This is a genomic window from Sinomicrobium oceani (assembly GCF_900119185.1).
GTDB classification, from domain to species: domain Bacteria; phylum Bacteroidota; class Bacteroidia; order Flavobacteriales; family Flavobacteriaceae; genus Sinomicrobium; species Sinomicrobium oceani.
In genome coordinates this window covers 182,047-200,713 of the sequence record NZ_FPJE01000003.1, presented here as the reverse complement: position 1 = coordinate 200,713, position 18,667 = coordinate 182,047, and the positions used below count along the sequence as shown (strand labels likewise).

Annotated in this window: 18 protein-coding genes; 13 read left to right on the top strand and 5 right to left on the bottom strand. The window is 42.1% G+C overall.

Features of this window, described 5'->3' with window-relative positions:
* Positions 1-44: 44 nt before the first annotated feature.
* The gene (locus tag BT112_RS03840) at positions 45-1,574 is read right to left on the bottom strand and encodes an ATP-binding cassette domain-containing protein (protein WP_072316042.1); all 1,530 of its coding nucleotides are present in this window, start codon (positions 1,572-1,574) and stop codon (positions 45-47) included.
* A 232-nt stretch (positions 1,575-1,806) separates the two neighbouring features.
* Between BT112_RS03840 and BT112_RS03835 the strand changes: the two genes are divergently transcribed.
* Positions 1,807-2,289, top strand: coding sequence for a DinB family protein (locus BT112_RS03835; RefSeq protein WP_072316041.1), 483 nt, complete (start codon positions 1,807-1,809; stop codon positions 2,287-2,289).
* Between the two features lie 77 nt (positions 2,290-2,366).
* On the opposite strand, the gene BT112_RS03830 is transcribed toward BT112_RS03835, so the two are convergent.
* From BT112_RS03830 to BT112_RS03815, 4 genes are all read right to left on the bottom strand, one after another.
* On the bottom strand, positions 2,367-5,195 hold the full coding sequence (locus BT112_RS03830; RefSeq protein ID WP_072316040.1) for a COG1470 family protein: 2,829 nt from the start codon (positions 5,193-5,195) through the stop codon (positions 2,367-2,369).
* A 29-nt stretch (positions 5,196-5,224) separates the two neighbouring features.
* Positions 5,225-6,259, bottom strand: coding sequence for a hypothetical protein (locus tag BT112_RS03825; protein ID WP_072316039.1), 1,035 nt, complete (start codon positions 6,257-6,259; stop codon positions 5,225-5,227).
* Positions 6,252-7,052 carry a fimbrial biogenesis chaperone gene (locus BT112_RS03820; RefSeq protein WP_072316038.1) on the bottom strand — a complete coding sequence of 267 codons (801 nt, stop codon included), beginning with the start codon at positions 7,050-7,052 and terminating at the stop codon, positions 6,252-6,254. The genes BT112_RS03825 and BT112_RS03820 overlap by 8 nt, the downstream gene beginning before the upstream one ends.
* Before the next feature lie 86 nt (positions 7,053-7,138).
* Positions 7,139-7,672, bottom strand: coding sequence for a hypothetical protein (locus BT112_RS03815; protein WP_072316037.1), 534 nt, complete (start codon positions 7,670-7,672; stop codon positions 7,139-7,141).
* 579 nt (positions 7,673-8,251) lie between these two features.
* Between BT112_RS03815 and BT112_RS03810 the strand changes: the two genes are divergently transcribed.
* From BT112_RS03810 to BT112_RS03750, 12 genes are all read left to right on the top strand, one after another.
* Complete coding sequence (locus BT112_RS03810) at positions 8,252-9,118, top strand: helix-turn-helix domain-containing protein (RefSeq protein ID WP_072316036.1); 867 nt, start codon at positions 8,252-8,254, stop codon at positions 9,116-9,118.
* Between the two features lie 93 nt (positions 9,119-9,211).
* Positions 9,212-9,664 (top strand): hypothetical protein, encoded by a 453-nt coding sequence (locus BT112_RS03805; RefSeq protein WP_072316035.1) that lies wholly within the window; start codon positions 9,212-9,214, stop codon positions 9,662-9,664.
* 713 nt (positions 9,665-10,377) lie between these two features.
* The gene (locus BT112_RS03800) at positions 10,378-10,686 is read left to right on the top strand and encodes an ATP-binding protein (RefSeq protein ID WP_072316034.1); all 309 of its coding nucleotides are present in this window, start codon (positions 10,378-10,380) and stop codon (positions 10,684-10,686) included.
* Positions 10,687-10,850: 164 nt separating this feature from the next.
* A complete protein-coding gene (locus BT112_RS03795) occupies positions 10,851-11,351 on the top strand; it encodes a hypothetical protein (protein ID WP_072316033.1) in 501 nt (166 codons plus the stop codon).
* 162 nt (positions 11,352-11,513) lie between these two features.
* On the top strand, positions 11,514-11,900 hold the full coding sequence (gene tssD, locus BT112_RS03790) for a type VI secretion system tube protein TssD (protein ID WP_072316032.1): 387 nt from the start codon (positions 11,514-11,516) through the stop codon (positions 11,898-11,900).
* Positions 11,901-12,128: 228 nt separating this feature from the next.
* Entirely contained in the window at positions 12,129-12,515 is a 387-nt protein-coding gene (gene tssD, locus BT112_RS03780) for a type VI secretion system tube protein TssD (protein WP_072316030.1), read from the top strand.
* A 21-nt stretch (positions 12,516-12,536) separates the two neighbouring features.
* Complete coding sequence (locus tag BT112_RS03775) at positions 12,537-13,799, top strand: hypothetical protein (RefSeq protein ID WP_072316029.1); 1,263 nt, start codon at positions 12,537-12,539, stop codon at positions 13,797-13,799.
* Between the two features lie 2 nt (positions 13,800-13,801).
* A complete protein-coding gene (locus tag BT112_RS03770) occupies positions 13,802-14,236 on the top strand; it encodes a hypothetical protein (RefSeq protein WP_072316028.1) in 435 nt (144 codons plus the stop codon).
* 19 nt (positions 14,237-14,255) lie between these two features.
* The gene (locus BT112_RS03765; RefSeq protein WP_072316027.1) at positions 14,256-14,651 is read left to right on the top strand and encodes a hypothetical protein; all 396 of its coding nucleotides are present in this window, start codon (positions 14,256-14,258) and stop codon (positions 14,649-14,651) included.
* An 18-nt stretch (positions 14,652-14,669) separates the two neighbouring features.
* Positions 14,670-16,451 carry a type VI secretion system Vgr family protein gene (locus tag BT112_RS03760; RefSeq protein WP_083564782.1) on the top strand — a complete coding sequence of 594 codons (1,782 nt, stop codon included), beginning with the start codon at positions 14,670-14,672 and terminating at the stop codon, positions 16,449-16,451.
* 45 nt (positions 16,452-16,496) lie between these two features.
* On the top strand, positions 16,497-17,972 hold the full coding sequence (locus tag BT112_RS03755) for a DUF3289 family protein (protein ID WP_072316025.1): 1,476 nt from the start codon (positions 16,497-16,499) through the stop codon (positions 17,970-17,972).
* Between the two features lie 2 nt (positions 17,973-17,974).
* Positions 17,975-18,433, top strand: a complete 459-nt coding sequence (locus BT112_RS03750) for a hypothetical protein (protein WP_072316024.1) — start codon at positions 17,975-17,977, stop codon at positions 18,431-18,433.
* Positions 18,434-18,667 lie beyond the last annotated feature (234 nt).

The following is an 18,667-nucleotide window of genomic DNA, read 5'->3' as shown; positions in this document are numbered from 1 at the left end:
TATTTGATTTTCATAAAAATACTAAAAAAAAACATCCTGTCATGTTAAAATCCGGTGAGCCGTTCGTTCCTGATCACTGTTCCCTGTTTTATTTCCAGGATATGACCGACACTTTCGGGTATTTCATCACTGTAATGAGATACAAAGATCATCGTGGTATCCAGTTTCTCACAGATCTGGTCCAGCAATGCCTTAAAATAAGTGATCTGTTGTTCGTCGAGTCCCTGTAACGGTTCGTCGAGAATGAGCAGGGCCGGGAACTTCACCAATGCCCTGGCGAGCAATATACAGCGTTGTTCGCCCAGCGAGGCATGAGCAAAAAGACTTTTCTCCAGGCGTTCCAACCCCAATACCCTGAGCCATTGCATGGCAACCTGTAACTGAAATTCCGAAGGCTGCGTCACCATTCCCACTTCGTCGTTAAACCCTGATACGATCACATCCAGACAACTCAGGGTACTGTACACCTCCCGTCCTCCGTCATCGATCCCCGGAATAGTATTAAAAATTCCCCGGCCGCGAAGGAAGTAGAGATGCAGTTCCGAAGACACAAACCCGATCTTCTTTTTAATATCCCATATACTCTCCCCGCTTCCTCTTCTGCGATCGAAAAGCGTGAGCTTATTGTTATACCCCTGCGGATTATCGGCAGTAACAAGACTGAGAAGAGTTGTTTTCCCCGCACCGTTGTGACCGAGCAACGCCCATTGTTCACCTTGCCTAACCTCCCAGTTGATATCTTTGAGAATATGTTTACCTCCCATTTTTACATTGACATCTTTCATTCCTACAATAAGCTGGAAATCCTTTTTTTCTTCCGGTATCCGTAGTGCATCAAAAACCGTATCATCCGGAAGGGACAGGCTTTCTACCGGAGGTGCTTCGTAATGTTTTCGGGGGGTATATGTCCGGACTTTCCCTGAATTTAACTCCAGCACTTTATCCACAAAACCCGGAACATGGTTTGCTCCGCATATCAGGATCAGGGTTGTTGTCCCGGCGAGTTCTTCAAGTAAAGTATTGAGCCTTTCCCTCGAATTCACATCCAGTCCCACATAAGGCTGATCGAGGATAAGGATCTCCGGACGACGAAGCAATACGGCAGCCAACTGGGTGCGTTTGCGTTCGCCATTACTGAGTTGCAATAACTTCCTGTCGAGAATATGTGTTATTTCCGTTTGTCTGATGGCATGATGCAAAGCTTCACCGGTAGTGTCCGTCTCCTTCTGTACGCGAAGCAAATACTCGTTTACATCGGGTAACCCGGATATATCCTGGGCTTCATAACGCTGGCTGTAATGGGTATTCCCCCTGCCCGAAAGTGACAGGAACTGGTCTTGTTGTTCTACCATTTCCACACCGCTTACCCTTATCGTACAGTGGCCCGACGTCGGCTTTATCTTACCGGCGAGCAACCTGCCGAGTGTTGTTTTTCCCGCACCCGAAACACCGGTAACTGCCAGATGTTTTCCGCGCTCCAGAGAAAAACTGATATTTTGTAATACGGTAAAATCTTTTCGAACCAGCGAAATCTCGCTGCAATCTATAATCGTGTCCGGATCAGGTGTTATCATAAAGATCTTATTTTGAAGTCAAGATATCGCTTTTGCAGGAAAGCCATGTAGACCTCCCGGTCTCAACACGACATTAAACCCGGGAGCACTTTGCACAAATCGTTCAATGACAAAAAGATATCACACGTTGTTCTACAATGACTATATGATAAAAAAATATTTCACTGCTGACACAGGGCTGTCACTTCCTCCCGCTTACTTTGTCATATAGAAATTCAAAAAACAAAATACCATGGAAAATGACACACTTAAAGCTCTTGTTATCGATTCGAAAAGTTTTCTGGAACACTGGCAGGGCCACCGCAGATTAACCAGGAGAGTCATCGAAGCTTTTCCGGAAAAAGATCTCTATTCCTTTACCATAGGAGGTATGCGTACTTTTTCTGAAATGGTCATGGAGCTCATCAAAATTGCCAAACCCGGTATAGCGGGAGTGGTTTCGGGTACATGGAAAGAAATAGACCATATGCCTACTCCCGATACTAAGGAAGAGATCCTTGCACTTTGGGACGAAATCACTGAAAGTATCGACACTTTATGGCCTCAAATAACGTCTTCCCGCTTTTTGGAAAAGGATGTGGCTTTCGGTTTATATGAGAACTACATCTATGGCTCCCTCCTGTATTTTGTAGATAATGAAATCCATCATCGCGGACAGGGATATGTATATTTAAGAGCCCTGGGGATTACACCTCCGCCATTCTGGGAACGTTAATTTTTTACGACGAAACGGAAAACACCGGAGGTACCCTTTTTGGCTTACTTCCGGTAGTCCGTTACGCAGCTGTTTATTTACTCTCCGAAACGCTTTACCTGTACTTTCTTTTTTCTAACCTGTATGATATAGGCCGGCAACGCCGTGATTTTTCCGGATATTACCTCGATTTCCTGCGTCGGATCGGCACAGGACGAGTCTTCGGGCAATGAATCGGTACGGAGGCGCACACTGTACTTCCCGGTAGGTAAAAAAGCCATGAAACTTCCGGAATCGTCCGTTGTTACCCGTTGTATCCATTGCCCGTCCTGATATATATCGAAAGTAATCCCTGCTCCTTTCCACTTTATATCTACAGATTTATGGGCATCAAAATCATACCTGATCTTTCCCGAAACTGTTCCGTTACGATGTAACGGTACTTCCGCGTACGTATGATACCCCCCGACAATGACATTCTGCTCGGACGCGAACCATCCCTGCTGGATCACCGGGGCTATTTTGATGTCACCGAAAGGTACTTTGTTATAATATATTTTACCTTCCCTGTCGGTCATAAACGAAGCATTTCCCATAACGATAAGATAATCCTGGGCTACCTCATCTTCTCCGTCAAAAATATTATTGGCGTTTTTGTCGTAATACACCATTACGGTAACCTTGCTTTTCTTTTTGGGAGAAGGTTTACGTCCTTCCAGGTTAAAAACAATCCCACCCTCAACGATCATCATAGTATTGTTGTACATCAGTGAAGGCATCATATCGGTATCGTAATGAAACCAGGAAGCATTGAGATAAAGGCTATAAGACTGGGCCGGGGTATATTTCAGGTTTAAAAATGCCGAAGGCGTTTTTCCCGTGCGAAAATCATCTATATATCCCAATCCGGAATTCACTGCGAGCTTCTCCGAAAAAAACCGGTGACCCATACTCCAGGAAAGCACGAAGCGACGAAAATCACGTTCATTTTCATACCGGATCGTAGAAGCGTGCTCAGAAAGAAAATATCCGCCGTACTGGTAGGTAGCGCTCAGGCTCATCCATTTGTAATTGTATATATTTGAAATTTTAAACTGCAGTTCGGGCTTTTTCCTGTCCGGATAATGTACCAAACCATTTTCTACGCCCATAATCATGGAGTGTTTTTGATCGGGACTTACCCACATCAGGCTTTCCACCAGTCGGTGTACATCCATACGGAGTGCCTGATCGGCATCGTTCACCCCAAACAGGATATTATAACTGTTGCTGGATTCTGCCTGGTATTGATAGCCTACACCAAAATTGGTCCCCGACCGGGAAAGCGGGAAACGAATCCCTATATCCGCCCTGGTATTCCGCGAAAAGACATTCATATTATAGGTGTGGGATTTCGGAAAATAATTGGACACAAATACGTTTCCAGAAAGCTCCCGCTCTTTGTTTAGTCGGGTCGAAAAGCTCTGTCTCAGCTGTAACATTCCCCGGCGATTTCCCGGGAAATAGGGCGTACTGTAAAAGTAATTTCCCGAAAGTTTCAGCCCGGAAAGCGCCCCCGTATAATTTCCTTCCATCGCAAAGGAAGATTGGTCGGTATCGGTTTCATAATACTGACTGGTAGCTCCGAACAGTTTTGCCATAGCATACCATCCTTTCCCGAACATCTTTACGGCTTCGGTACCCAATACATGATGTCTGGCCTGTTCCAGCCGGTCTTCTTTAAAAATGTATGTAGTAGTCCATTGTTTACCGGGTGTGGAACGACCCAGTATTCCCCTGGCGTACACACCATAGCCTTCACGCAAAAAAGCATTGGGTTCGATCAGGTTAAAATTCTGGTCTATAAACCCCACCTCAAGACTTTTGTTGCGTTCCGCATCGGTCATTGATAAGGTTGCACCCCTCCCGAAAAGCGATAGTTCCAGGGGCTGGCTTATATTGCCTACTCTCAGCTCCGTACCGTTGAGGCGATAACCGGCATAAGTTCCGCTTACTACAGGAGAAGACTGTCCTGTAGTCTTGTAAATATTTCCCCTCAGGGAAAGAAATCCGGCAGGAAGATCTACGGTTCCCGAACCAACGACCTGGTACAGATCGGTATTCATTCCTGAATTCCTGTAACTTACAGCGAGGTGATTATATCCCGAAAAGGACTCGAAGTACCCTGTTTCGGCAGCATTGTACTGCTGGCTTGACGATGTATTCCTGACGATCACGGCAGTGTGTCCGAACAATTCCTTTTCCTGCCCGCGCATTCCGGATATATTAACGGTAAATTCGGGATCGGACAACAAAGCCTTTCCCGGAAGAAAACGAAAAACAAAAACAGAATCCTGCTGTGGCGCAACCATCCCCTGGCGTTCAAAAAAATTATTTCCTCCTACCGCGGCGGGAATCCCGAAAACGACATGTACCTGCTGCCTGGTGTTTCCGAGATTACTCACCATAACCTCAACTGCGATGGAGTCTCCGGGAGTGTTATAATACAATATCGGGAGGTGTGAAGACAACCTCAGTACATTATTTTCAGGAACGGTCTGATACAGGTTTTCGACACTCACAATCTTGCTTTCCTGATCCAGGAGCAAAAACTCTATTTTCGCATCTCCTGCACGTGCTCCTCCTCCCGAGAGTATTTTCAACGGAAAAAAGCGCTTCTCTCCTGCCGGAACAGTAATATCGGGCAGGTCACCGGAAATATTGCGAAATCCTGCGGGCACCCTTACTTTTAATGAACCTGAAAAATCCGATGTCTGCATATTCTCCACGGCTACAAGAATATCCGAAATAGTATTCTTTCCGGCATTAGGCATGCTTTTTACCTGCATAGATACCGTGGGAACAGGAGTATTTTGTGCCTGGCTATGCCATGCAAAACAAAGTACCCCAAAAAAAAGTATGATATTTCCGGGAACAGCTAAAGACATGTGGTGCTTGCTGGTGGTTCTTTTTTGGATTATAACGGGATTATTTCGTATTGAAGCGTGGTTATATAGAGATCGGGAGTTGCTTTGACCAGCGTCTCATCGTTGGGTTCGGTTGCATAAATAATATTGAAATACTCATAATTTCCCTGGGTATCCTCTCCCCGCACCACCATCTGGCTAACCGCGTTGAGATAGATCCTGAACACGGATACCGCATGCCCGGTTACGGGCTGTAAAAGCAAACTAACGGTCTGTAGTGGCAGGGTATTACCTGAAGCCGACGAGAACGAAGGCTGAAGTGACCTGACCACAACCTGGTAACCGGTATTGGCTTTGACGGACAGCCCGTTCTCGTATTCCACCCGGGTGCCGTTTACATAATCGGACAGGGAAGACAGGTTGAGTGTTCCGTTTACGGCATTGGCAGATACTTTTATAGCAAATTGCTCTTCAGAAGGGAAGTTTCCGGAAAGCTGTCCGATCTGCAATTGATATGTATGTTCGGTAATACCTATAACATTATTATGCTCATCATAAGCTTTGAATTCCAAAGGAATATAAAAATTCATCCAGCTCCTGAACTGCGAGAGATAGCGTCCTCCTTCTACAACAAGGTTATACCTGATTTGCAGATCATAATAGCCGTTTGGAGCAGAGGGACTATGGTGTAGGGATACGGCCGATTGCGGTACTATAAAAACTTCCTGCCCTTGGCTGAGCCTGCTATCGCCCGGAATTCCTATCTGAGTTACCGTCGGCACAGGTCCGGGTTCCATTTGCCCTGTGGTTGCGGAAGGCTGAAAACCTATTTTGGTTTCGGGAAAAACATAAGAATCACTTACGATGGCCTGCTTGAGCCTCACCGATATCTTCCAGAGCGGCACATCAATATCGCCATTGGCTTCGAAACGCAGCGTAAATGCATCAGCCGCAGTATTTCCACTATATGAAGTGAGTTGCAGATAATTATTACTCCAGGAGGAAAACCGTAAATTCTGGGCATAACCGGCCCGGCTGTTTATCAACAGCATTCCTATAGCAGTAATCCATATCCATCTATTCATAAGTAAAAGTAAGTTCTGCCATTTCAAGTGCATTATCATCCCCGTAATCTACAATCACGGAGGCTACATATTTTCCGTTTTCCAGCATGTCCGGAAGGGAAATCAACAATTCGCGCCTGTTACCGGGAAGGGTGTAAAACACCAGATGATCAAGTGTTCTCTTCTGCCCGTTTGAAGTATTGACGAGATCGGTGTATGCAATACCATCAGTCCAGATGTTCCCGGTATTCTCAAAAAACAGGTGGATCATTTTCTCCTCTTTTACATATTTCATATCGTAGATCTCCAGCCTTTTTTGTTTTGGTCCCTCGTTTCTGTAATACAGTTTTATACCGGAACGCACACTGACTTTGATCCGCCCTCCTTTATCGTCGACATCATCTACAGGATTCATCTGGGTTACATAAAGCATAGCCGTACGAACAGGAATACTATCGGATGCCGTTTCCGGAGGATTAATACTGATATCGATTTCCCGTTTCTCCCCGGGATTCAGAGAAAAATAAGCATCATCCTTACCTATACTTACCCACCCCGCACATGATGTCGAAAGACTATCGGCCGGATACATCATATTTTCTCCGGTGAAACTGTACCCCCAGTCCCCGAGACCTACGGACAGATCGAGTCTGTTTTTGGTACTCGCATTCGTGATAACGACAGTTTCGGTCTTGCTTTCTCCCGGGCTACCTTGAAAGTATATTCTGGGAGGAGAAACAGAAATACCGGTCTGCGCCCGGAGCGATACGGCTAAAAGCAGCAATACACATCGTATGCCTATTTTCATTTTCATAGAAACTACCTCTTCTTACAGGCCACAGATAAGGCGCTCAGCGCCTCACTGCGTCCCTGAAACTCTGTTTTTAGTCCTGATTTTTGTTACTGGGCTACAATAGTATATGTAACGGAAGTCGTGTACACCGTAGGTGTTTGTCCTGCCACATAATAATTAAGATAGGCATCTGCTCCGGCTCCTACATAGGTTACATTAAAGTTCTTGTCCACACCACCTGTACTTGATGATACGATAACCTTATCATCTGCCGACAGGGATTGAGAAGACGCATATTGTGCTTCATTTGCCGGATTGGAACCTGCAGAGGCTACAATCTTAACGGTACTTGCATCCAGATTTTTAGAAGTCCCTATAAGTTGAGACCCGCTGCTCTTTACTTTTACCTGATACCCTCCTGTGCTGTAAACGGTAAGGTGATCCTGTTTGGTCTCTGATACCCCGTTTTCATAATCTTCTTTACTGTCGTATTCGAGGTTTACGGTTTTCTGGTTCTGGTTCACAACCAAAGTTTGAATGGGACTCAATTTTACATTGAGCGTTACCTCATCATAATTTTCCTGAGCTTTTAAAGCGATTGTCACTAACATTGCCGAAAAGGCCAAAACTAATTTTCTCATTTTTCTGATTTTAATCTGATTACATTACACGCGGAGAACCCTAATTCTCCATTATTAATATTTTTTTAATATTTTTTTTGGTTTTCCGAACATAAATATCTAAATTCGTAAATTGTCATTTTAACGTTGCGAAAACGTGACAAATTTCAGGATTTCTGCTCTGGAAAAATTGCTATTTTCTACAAATTCCTTGTAGTTTTTTACTCAACAACACAATATAAACAGACTTAGGGGGAAAGATTACCACATCAATAAAACAATCACAAAAACATTGTTTATCAGCAGACTAAATGACGGGTCTTAAATTTTCAATAGTATAAAACTCATAGAGTGGCACGATCGGGGGCTGAGATTTTTCCGGTATTTAATTATTTCTCTTCTTATACTTTTATTCTCAAACTGGGTACAAATAAACCAACATTCGGTAAGAATATATATGACCAAAGTCATTGATTTCGAATTATATTTCCTGTTGTCACCTTTTTTATGCAAAAAAAATCTCCTTTTGCAACTAAAACATATTATGTTTGTATATCACCTCCCTTTTCAGATCTTGGCCTGGCTTGAAAATTTCATTGTATGACATTAGTAACAATCTCACAAGAATTAAAAGAAACGGGGTTCAGTATCCGTACCGTAAAAGCCGTGTTAAAAAAATCCGGCGGCGTGCTTCCCGGTAACACATCCGAATATTTTGTAATACTCAGGGCATCCGGGGATTTCCAGATGTTCGTAAATTCCAAATTCTACCAGGTACAAAAAGACTACCTGGTCTACATTCCCCCCGGACAAAGTCTCCGGTTTGTAGAGCCTCATAAACAGGATATCTATGCTATAACATTCACGTCCGCTTTCTACGAAAGATCCGCCATAGATATCTATATACTTCATTCGGACCTTTTCTTCTCGGAAACCCTGCATATCGTACCTTCCTTTAGCTCGGAAAGCGATTTTAAAAAACTCTTTGTAAATCGCCTTGCCATCTACGAATCTAAAAACAAGGATTTTTACACTACTGTCGGACATAACTGTATTGAAGCCCTCCTCCTTGATGGCTTATTGAATATGGACATCTCCGGTGATAAGAAAAAGAACCTGTCGGAACTCAACATCATCAATAATTTCAAAGTATTACTGGAACGACATTACAAAAAAGACCGGAGGGTAGAATTCTATTCCGGTCTTCTGGAAACCTATCCGAGGAAACTCACGGAAATCTGTGAACACGTTCTGGGTAAAAATGCTAAAAAAATTATCACGGAAAAAGTCGTCAAAGAGGCAATCAACCTTCTTGAAAATTCGGAAATGAATATTTCCGAGATCACTTATGAGCTCGGCTTTAACGATGAGGGGTACTTTAGCAACTTCATAAAGAAACACACCGGGAAAACTCCAAAAAAAATCCGGGGTAAAGCGGAAGACCGTTCCAAAACCCTCAAAATATAATCTTTATTTTTTCCTGTCGACCTGAAAAATCTCCCGTTTTTTTGAAGCCCCTAAAGCTATATTTCGTATCTTTATAAGGATCGAAAAACCTTTATGTTCAACAAAAACGGGAAGATCATGTGCTCCAAATCACTACTTCTGTTATTTTTACTCTCTCCGTTATATTTTCTGGGACAAAACGGAGACCAGATATCACTTCATGTTACACTTATTCCCATACAGACCCTGGTGATCGATAATGTAGAAAGGGTACATTTTAACCAACCAAACGATCATCTCATCGTAGACAGTACCAACGGCTTCGAAGTACAGGTACAGGGCACCGAAGAGGATACGGCAACCCTGCTTATATCTCCTTCCGAAGGCTCCGCCCCCCTAACCCCGGCAACCGTCTATAACCGGCAATCGCTTAGCGGTTCCGATCAGGTAATTATTTCCAGTAAAACAGGTGCTGTTGCTAAAAATATACGTATACAATACAACGGTTCCGAAACGGTTATACGTAACGATCAACCACAGGTCGTATACACGATAGTCTCAAACTAATATTCCCAGTGGTACACTTCGTAGTATGAAAACGTTTCCTGTAGCACCTTGGTAAGGCTACTGTCTCCTGGCATCTCCGGGATTGGGTGTCTGTTCGGTTGGAAAAAGGGATATATTCTTGGAGATTTTTTAGTAAAAATCTGATCTACGCTGTTCAGAAGAGAACCCAAAGAATAAACGAAGCCATTCCCGTTATTCTTCACATTACATCGAGGTAACAAATAAAAACGGATAGTCCGTGTCTCTAAAAGGTTCTTAAACGAAATTGCAGGACGGCTCTATGCTCTGTAAGTTATCTAAAGAGCTTTTGAGTTTTATTTTAGCACTATTTGATACCTGTCCTGTGTGTAAATTTGGGAGGAGGTCAAAAGATGATAATATTATACTAACTAACAGTTCTAATTAGGGGAAGCTTACACTTCCATACTCAAATCATTAATAAATCCGTCCAGTTCAGGATGGTTTAATTTCACCCAATTAACCAGAGTGTCCTTTTCATTTTGCCATATTTCCCAATTTGCATCACAATCCATGTTTTCAATTCGGGTTATTTTTCCTGATTCAAAATGAAATTTATGTCTGCAAGTCAAAGGGTTGTTCTCGAAGAATTCAAATCTTAAAGAACTGACAGAGACAGTGGCAACGACTTGTTCATTCTTATTTTCTAAGCTAACCAACTTATAAACCGGCTTAAAGACAGAATCCCATTTAAAATGGTTGTAGTAACTTCCAGGCTTGACGGCAGCTATCTCAAGTGCTTCGAGAAAATGGCCAAAACACAGCTGCTGATCCTCGACGACTTCGGCCTGACCGACTTGGAGAAAAACGCACAGATAGACCTCTTGAAAATTATAGAGGACCACCACGAAAGGGTCGCTACCATTATCGCTAGTCAATTACCGGTGAGAAGTTGGTATGAGATCATCGGGGAAGCCACCATTGCAGATGCCATTTTGGACCGCCTGGTGCATACTTCACACCGCATTGAACTCAAAGGAGAAAGTATGAGAAAAAAACTGTAGTTTTGTCAGTAGCGTATCTGTAATGGCCAAAATCTGCTAAGGGGTCAACATCACCGGTACGGGGTCAGTATCGAAGGAATATCCATTAGTGCGCTTCACAGAACAATTTTCGAACCATTTTATGCAGGATTTGAAGAAGTTAGCTTTTGGTAAAACAGGATAGTTTGTTAATCGCCATCCTGTTTTTGACAGAAATTATTTTTATACTCATACTACCTACCCTCCTGAAAATAACCATATTTTCTACATCATTTATGAAAATCGAGGGAATACTGGAAGTAAATAACCAATTTTATAGCATCGTAAAATATAATATCGCTATGAACCGGGAACACTGTTTCCGGACTCATGTCACCAATATGGATGTATTTCTCCATCTTGTTGTTGACTTACCCATTGAAGACACTCCTGTATTGTGGCAATGGTCGGATACCCAGGAGCGGAAAGAAATACGTTTTACTGCATATCCTCCAAAAGACACTGAAATCACAGCTAAAAAAGCCCGATGTGTTTCCTTTTCCGAAAGCTCCAAAGATTATCGCGAAGATGGACAGACCACAACCGAAATAAGTGCCTTTATGGGAATGGAAAATCTTAGTGCTAAAGAAGGGCTTAAAGAATTAATGCCCTCCCGGTATATAGTCGAATGGTACGATATAAATTAAATTTTTAAAAGGTAAATTCCTACGACCCTGAAGGGAAATCTTCTTTTTTTAAATTTTTGTACTTGTATAATACATTCACATTTAATATCTTGTAGACATATATATTCAATATTTGCTTTGGTATTTTTTATTTGTTAACCTTAATTCTTAAATTTTAGTATTATGTCATTTAAAGCAACATTATCTGTTGGCGGCAAGAAAGTAAATATCTTGAGCGCTAACTACGACCTGGCACAGGAAGTAGATGCCACAGGACGTCCCTCTTCAGTTACACGTGGAGGACGAATTTACCTTACCGTAGAATCTACCGGAGACTCTTTCTTTTTTGAGTGGATGACTAACAACTTCGAACGTAAGAACGGAACCATCACCTATATTAAGCGTGACACCGATGCTAAACTTCGGGAAGTAAACTTCACCGAAGGTTACCTGGTGAAGTATAAAGAGAACTTCGACCATAGAGGAGACAATCCTTTAACAGAGACTTTCACTATTTCCTGCCGTATGCTTTCCAGCGGTGGCGGAGAACATATTAACGAATGGGTATAAACCTTCCCATTGTTTCACTATTGTAATAATAAGTGATCAAATCAAATATTACAAGGGGAGCGTAAAACCTCCCCTTTATTTCCCCCCCCAAGCTAAACCAATTTTGAATGCCATCCTTTTTTATTTTTAGACAAGGATGTACGACTTTTTTGAATAAAACGGGTCGTAAAGAATAAAGTATAGCACTGTATTTAAGCATTTTTATTTATAAATTAATACATTTAGGTTATGAGTTTTTTGGCACGAATGACAGTGGACGGGAAGGAATACAATATTTTAGATTGTTCCTACTCCTTCCACCAGGAGACCGACCACAACCGGAAACCTGTAGGGACCGCACGAGGAGGATTGATCCATCTTTTGCTGGAAGCCGATGGTAAGACAAATTTTCTGCATTGGATGATCTCACCCACCCAGACCAAGGACGGGAGCATCACTTTTTATAAAAGGGATGCGATGAGCCGATTGTATAAGATCGATTTTAAAAAGGCTTATTGTATTCAGTTTAAGGAACATTTTAATGCCCATAACACGGCTCCTCTACAGACTCATATGATACTGTCGGTAAAAAAGATGAAGATCGAAGATGTAGATTTTGAGAATAGCTGGGATTAGCCCGGAAAAATAGCCCTTCCTATGATCAGAGACGAACTGGAAAAACTACATTACCAGGTGATCCAACCCAGCCTGGAACAGGCCAAATGCCAGGCAGGCCCTATGTTCAGGTCTTGTACTCCCGGTACGTTTGACCCTTTCCCGGCATTAAGTGCCATTTTCCAGGAACAGGTGGAATTGCGTAAATATGAGCTATCTAACATCGTAGAGTCAATAGATTGCCAGAGCACGGGAATGACCCTGGATGAACTGGATACACTAATTATGGATTTAAACACCCATGATCCGGGTAATCCTTTTAAAAGTTATGTACGTTCGGCTGATTTCGGAAAAGAGGGATATAGGGTTTTTGACGGCGCACAATGGGTAGAAATTTCTGAATTTTCCACGATACAAATGGATGATTCCTTTAGCCAGGAAATACAGGTCTATGTTCAGGACCCCACCACGGGCTACCGATTACGCATTTTTGACGATCCTTCTACTCCCGGTATAGAACTGGCCGAAAGCACTTATGGGATGTTCCCCGACGAAATGGGAGGTTTGGGGGGTGCTCCCTATAGGAATGATTTTAACTCCATGGAACCGGAAAACCGGTTCGCGTATTGGGAGGACCCGTATTACCGGACAGCAAAAACGGGAATAGGGACTGCTGGGATAGTTGCAGGAGCATTGGAATTTCGAGAGGTTGGGGACCTTACGCCGTGGCGGACGGCCCTAAAGGATAAATCAGGCTGGTACAGGACCCTGGAAGGCAAGCGCAATCCATTAAGCCACCAACGGGGTTTTGGAAGAGGTGCCGGGGGCCACCAGATGGGGGCACTGAAGGCTTCTCAAAGGGCTAAAATATACAGGGTTGCAAGTACAAAGTTTTTTTACGTGAGTGTAGGGTTTTCAGCATATGAAATATTTGATGCTCATAGAAACATGGATGCCAACAAATGGGGAGTTACCGGGAAGGCAACTTTAGATATCACTATGGGGATTGTCGGTTTCCTGGGCGTGCCGGGCTTGATTATTTCCGGAACCTACTTTTTAGGAGATGCACTTGGCTGGTGGGGCGACTGGGGTAAGTCAGCCACCCAGCAACAGGCCGAAATGGAAACTCTGAGACAACAGCAGCGGTACAATCAATATTTGATAGAAATGTCACATGACCGGGAATTTATGATTGAATTAGAAAAAACCTCCCGGCAGGAACTATTGGAAAACGCATTGCAACAGGTACAGGACAATACCCAACTCCGTATGCCAACCCCTATAAAAGATATAATACGTCATTAATTATGAACTGGTTAGAAAGGATACACCCCCCCTGGTTTTACAGGTATATGTACTTTAAGTCATACAACCTTTTTTCAAAGGTAAGTGACATCCCTCATTTAGCAGCGGAATATATAATGTTTATTACGGTGCTGTTTCAATTTGGCTTCCTTATAGGGTTAACAAGTATAGTTTCAGGAATAGATATATGGGGAGAATATATAACCGGAAGCAGTAAAATAGAGGTAGGTCTATTTGCAATACTCTTTATGATCATAACATACCTGCTTTTTATCTATAAAAAGAAATGGAAACGGATTGTTGCCGAATTTGAAGGGGAAAGCAAAAAACAAGGTAAAAGAGGGTTTCTGTATTTATTAGTGTATTTTTTAGGAAGTATAGGGTTATTTGCTTTGGGCGTTTGGTTTGTAACGATTAGCAACCCTAATTACGTATAAACGACAAAAACAATAACACATGGCATTCGGATTCCCTCCAAAACACATTCAGGAGATTCAAATCGGCGACATGAAAGACGAATACTTTTTGATCGTAGCCATCGAAACAGTATTTGACCTCGGTTGGAAAGTGCTTTTCATTGATGAAACAGGATTTATCGCCCGTACCAAATTTTCCTGGCGCTCGTGGATTGAAGAAGTAAACCTGGAGATCAACGATGGAACAGCAACCATTAAAAGTGAATGTGCCGGAAGCCAGTTTTTGGATTGGGGCAAGAATAAAAAGAATGTTATGGATTTCCTGGCAGCCTGTGAAGAAGTAAAAAGCAAGTTGACACCAGAAGAGATCGAAGATAAACTTGCAGATTTGCGAAAAGAACTTAAGAAAATGCTTAACGACCCGCAAAAGATGTAAAAACTAAAAACAACGGCAATGATGAACTCAACACTCAACCAAATGACCAAAAGCCTTATCGAAAAGGTAACCATACAGATCGAAGGCTTTGAGCGCCGTGCAGAATACAAAAACCTTTCCCTATCCCAAAGCCTGGCTGCTCACCATGATTTCAGCTTTTTCTGGCGGTATAGTGAAGCGCCAATCGAGGATTTCCGGGAACAGGCCGGAGTTATCCAGGAATATCACGGGAGCAGGGTTATTATAAAACTAAAAAACCTGAAAGGTGAGGAGATTAAATTCCTGGGGGTCATCACCCAAATGCACCCTTCTGAATCTACCGGGTATATCATCCAGGGCAAAAGCCTTACCGTGATGCTGGATGATATTCCCCAAAGCCAGACCTTTATAGAAAAGCCGCTATCAGATATTATCTATGATGCCATACGAGATGTTCCACAGGAACTACAACCGGAAAATATCAGCTCCAAATACCCGGATACCCCGGCGTATGTAGTGCAATACAACGAAACGGATTTTGCATTTATGCGGCGTATGGCCCGGCGTTATGGCGAATGGTTCTACTATAACGGAGAGCGGCTGCAATTCGGAAAGCTGCAATCCTATACTACCAAATTGGTAGACAAGGTAAACCTACATCATTTTATCCCAGGTAGTAATATCCTGTCCCATAAGGTGAGTTTAAAAGGGTATGATTATGAAAACGCACAAGCACTGACCGAACAAAAATACAGCCCCGAACAAAACAGCCGCAGCTTGTTTGCCCAAAATGCCCTGGACAAGTCTTCCAAAAATGTACATAACCGTCAAAACCGGAATTATCAATATGCAGCCCATATCAATAATGACCGGGAATTACAGGAAATGCAAAAACTCCTTCAGAAATCCAGTGAAGCCAATACGGTGATCTATTCCGGGGCAAGTGACACTCCATTACAGATCGGAGGGACTGTGACCATTATAAAGAATGGTGTCCAAAGCGAATTTTTGGTCATCAGGGCCACCCACAACTCCCAAGCCGTAGGGGATTACCGTTGCCATTTTGATGCCATCCCGGCAGATATGGCCGTGCCTCACTATACCGATCCTTTCCATACAGTAAGAACTGCAGAAACCCAACCTGCCGTGGTCACTGACAACAACGACCCTAAAGGTTTGGGGCGGGTAAAGGTGAAATTCCACTGGGATTATGAAAGCACCTGGATACGGATGGTACAGTCCTATGGAGGAAGTAGTAAAGGCTTCTATTTTATTCCGGAAGTAGGAGAAGAAGTTCTAGTGGCCTTTGAAGGCGGCAATGCCGAAAAACCCTATGTGACTGGGACGATGTACAATGGCAATCAAATAAGCGGCTATGCCACGGCAGACAATGACCTGAAAGTCATCCATACCCGTAGCGGGCATGTCATTAAGCTGGATGATACTAATGGGGCGGAAAGTATCACAATAACCGATAAGAATAAAAATACTATTTTTATAGATACGGCTGGTAATAACATAGATATTACGGCCAATGAGACCATGACCCTGAATGCCAGGAACCTGCTCCTCAATATTCAGGAAGACATGAATGTTCAGGTTGGAAACAACAAGACGGAGAGCATTTCAAAAGACTATTCGGTTACCACGACCAATACCCTGGAGATCATTTCCGGGAATAAAACGGTTCAGGTGTCCGAGACCTTTGAGCAAAGCTCATCCGAAGCCACTATGGTCACCCTGAGTGGTGACATGAACATCAAAGGTGCAGGGTTGGCCACCTTCCAGGGAGGCAGTGATGTCAAAGTAAGCAAAGGATAGGGATACGTCACCGGAAATTTATCCAAGCACAGTAAAATGAATACTATGGCTGGTGAAGAAAAGAAAAATAAGAAGACCCCGCCCGAAGGTAAAAAGTTCGTTATGAACGGCGCCCGTATAAAATGCGATTTATGCAGCAAACCGGAAGGCAAGCTCAGGGTCACTTCCAATAACCTGAAATTGCAGGACATGCTTTGGGCTAATATCAACGATACTAACGGGGCCCAAAACCTGGTCTTTGACGGGGTCTGTAATCACAGTAAATACGGAGATAAAAAGCCCCCCTGTAAAAGTGTCATCCAGCTGAAAGGATGGGACAAACCAGCATCTATCACCGTACAGGATGCTCCCGCAATAGTGATGGAGTCCCGGAATTATTGTGTGCCCCATAGCAATCAAAAAATAGAAATAACAGATAGCGGGCAAACGGCAACCGAAAGTGAAATTGAAGAAAATGATGAGCATAAGGTTGTTTCCGTAGGAGGTCCTTCCCAAGTGCCCTTTAATTCTTCGGGTGAATATAAAGTGACGGGATATAATGTAGATGAAGGAGAAGTAGATAAAACAAGTATTAAATGGGCGTTTCGCGTTGACGGAAAAATATGGCATCTGAAAAGCACGGGAGATAACCTGCGACTAAAATTTAATGTAGAGAATCACATAGGTAAGGAAGTTGATGTGATTCCTTATATTGAAAACCCTGATGGGTCGGTAAGCGTACGTACCAAAATCATTGATTTTCCCATTTTTATAGATAAATACAAACTCAAGGGAAGACAATATAAAAATGACACATTTATAATAGCGGATGATATGTGTTATGGCGACGGTATAAATCTCAATACCGGTCATTCTATCTACTCTAAAGAACGAATTGAGAATTATGGGTGGATGATGAGAAACACTATGAATTTTAGTGATGAAAGGCTTTGGATTGCTTTTGAAAACATGATAAAAGACATCTTTGCCTGGGGAGAATTAAAGGGTGTAGCTTTAAAAATGATAGCACATTTTGAAGGAAATACAGGAACGGAGTTTAGCAATCCCATTTTAACCAAATACGCCGAGGAACACCCTTCTACTAAACGTTTTTGTAAAGAGATGGAAAAACTGATTGTAGAAAGGCTAAAAAAAGATAATGGAGTAATAGGACAAATTCAACATAAGTTTTATAATGGCAACGATGGAGATAGACCCAGAACATACGACATGAATTATGGACACCCTCGTTTTAAATATAATGAGGATGGTTGGAGTGGTAAAAAAGGATTGACCATTTTAGTCAATGATACCTGGGCTTATGAGGTTTCCTTAACCAAATTTGAAGAGAAAGGAAAAAACTTTAAGGCAACTTATAAAGTTACCTTATACGATCATTTTGGTTTGGATGAGCCTGATTTAGAAAAGAAATATTATTATATGGTAGGTTTTAGAGCTTGGTTTGTATTACAACATTTGAGGAATTACAAACCCTTTATCACTAAAATGGAATTTGAAAAAACGTTTAACGGATTTTATTAGACATGAACAAAAATCATCTTTATTTAATTTTATTTTTAATCTGTGCTAGTTGCAATAAAAAGGCTGAATTTTTTCCATTGACTGAAATAGGAAAAGAATATAGTCATAATAAAAGTATTAATGAATATATTGTAATATCAAACCCTCCCAAAAATATAGATTCATTGGCCAATTTAATATCACAATATAATGATACTACCATTAATCTTTGCCAAATTAAAAAAGACTCTGTTTGGTTAATGAGAATTTTCTACAAAGAGTCTTGGAATATGTCAAAAAATTATAAAGAGAATCATAGCTATTTTGGTGATTATGTAGTAGCCGACCACTTGGATGATATTATTGCTGTCTTTCAAAAAACAGGGAATAGTGAAGAATATTACTGGGAATTTAAAATAAAAACACACAATAACCCAGATGAGTGGAAAGAATATCCCGTAGAAATTGACTGTCCAAATTAACGGAATTAATATATGAACATGGTAAGGAAAATAATCTATATTATGACAAGCAGTATATTGATCTTGTTTTTATTGATCGTGATATTAGATATTATAGAAGCATTAAATACCCCGGAAAAGTACCATTTTGGAAGCGAAGCCATGCCTGTTTATTATAGAACCCAGGAATTATATATTATGAGTGTGAGCATTATGTGTTTATGGATTGTAGTGGGGCTATGGTTTGGGATAAAT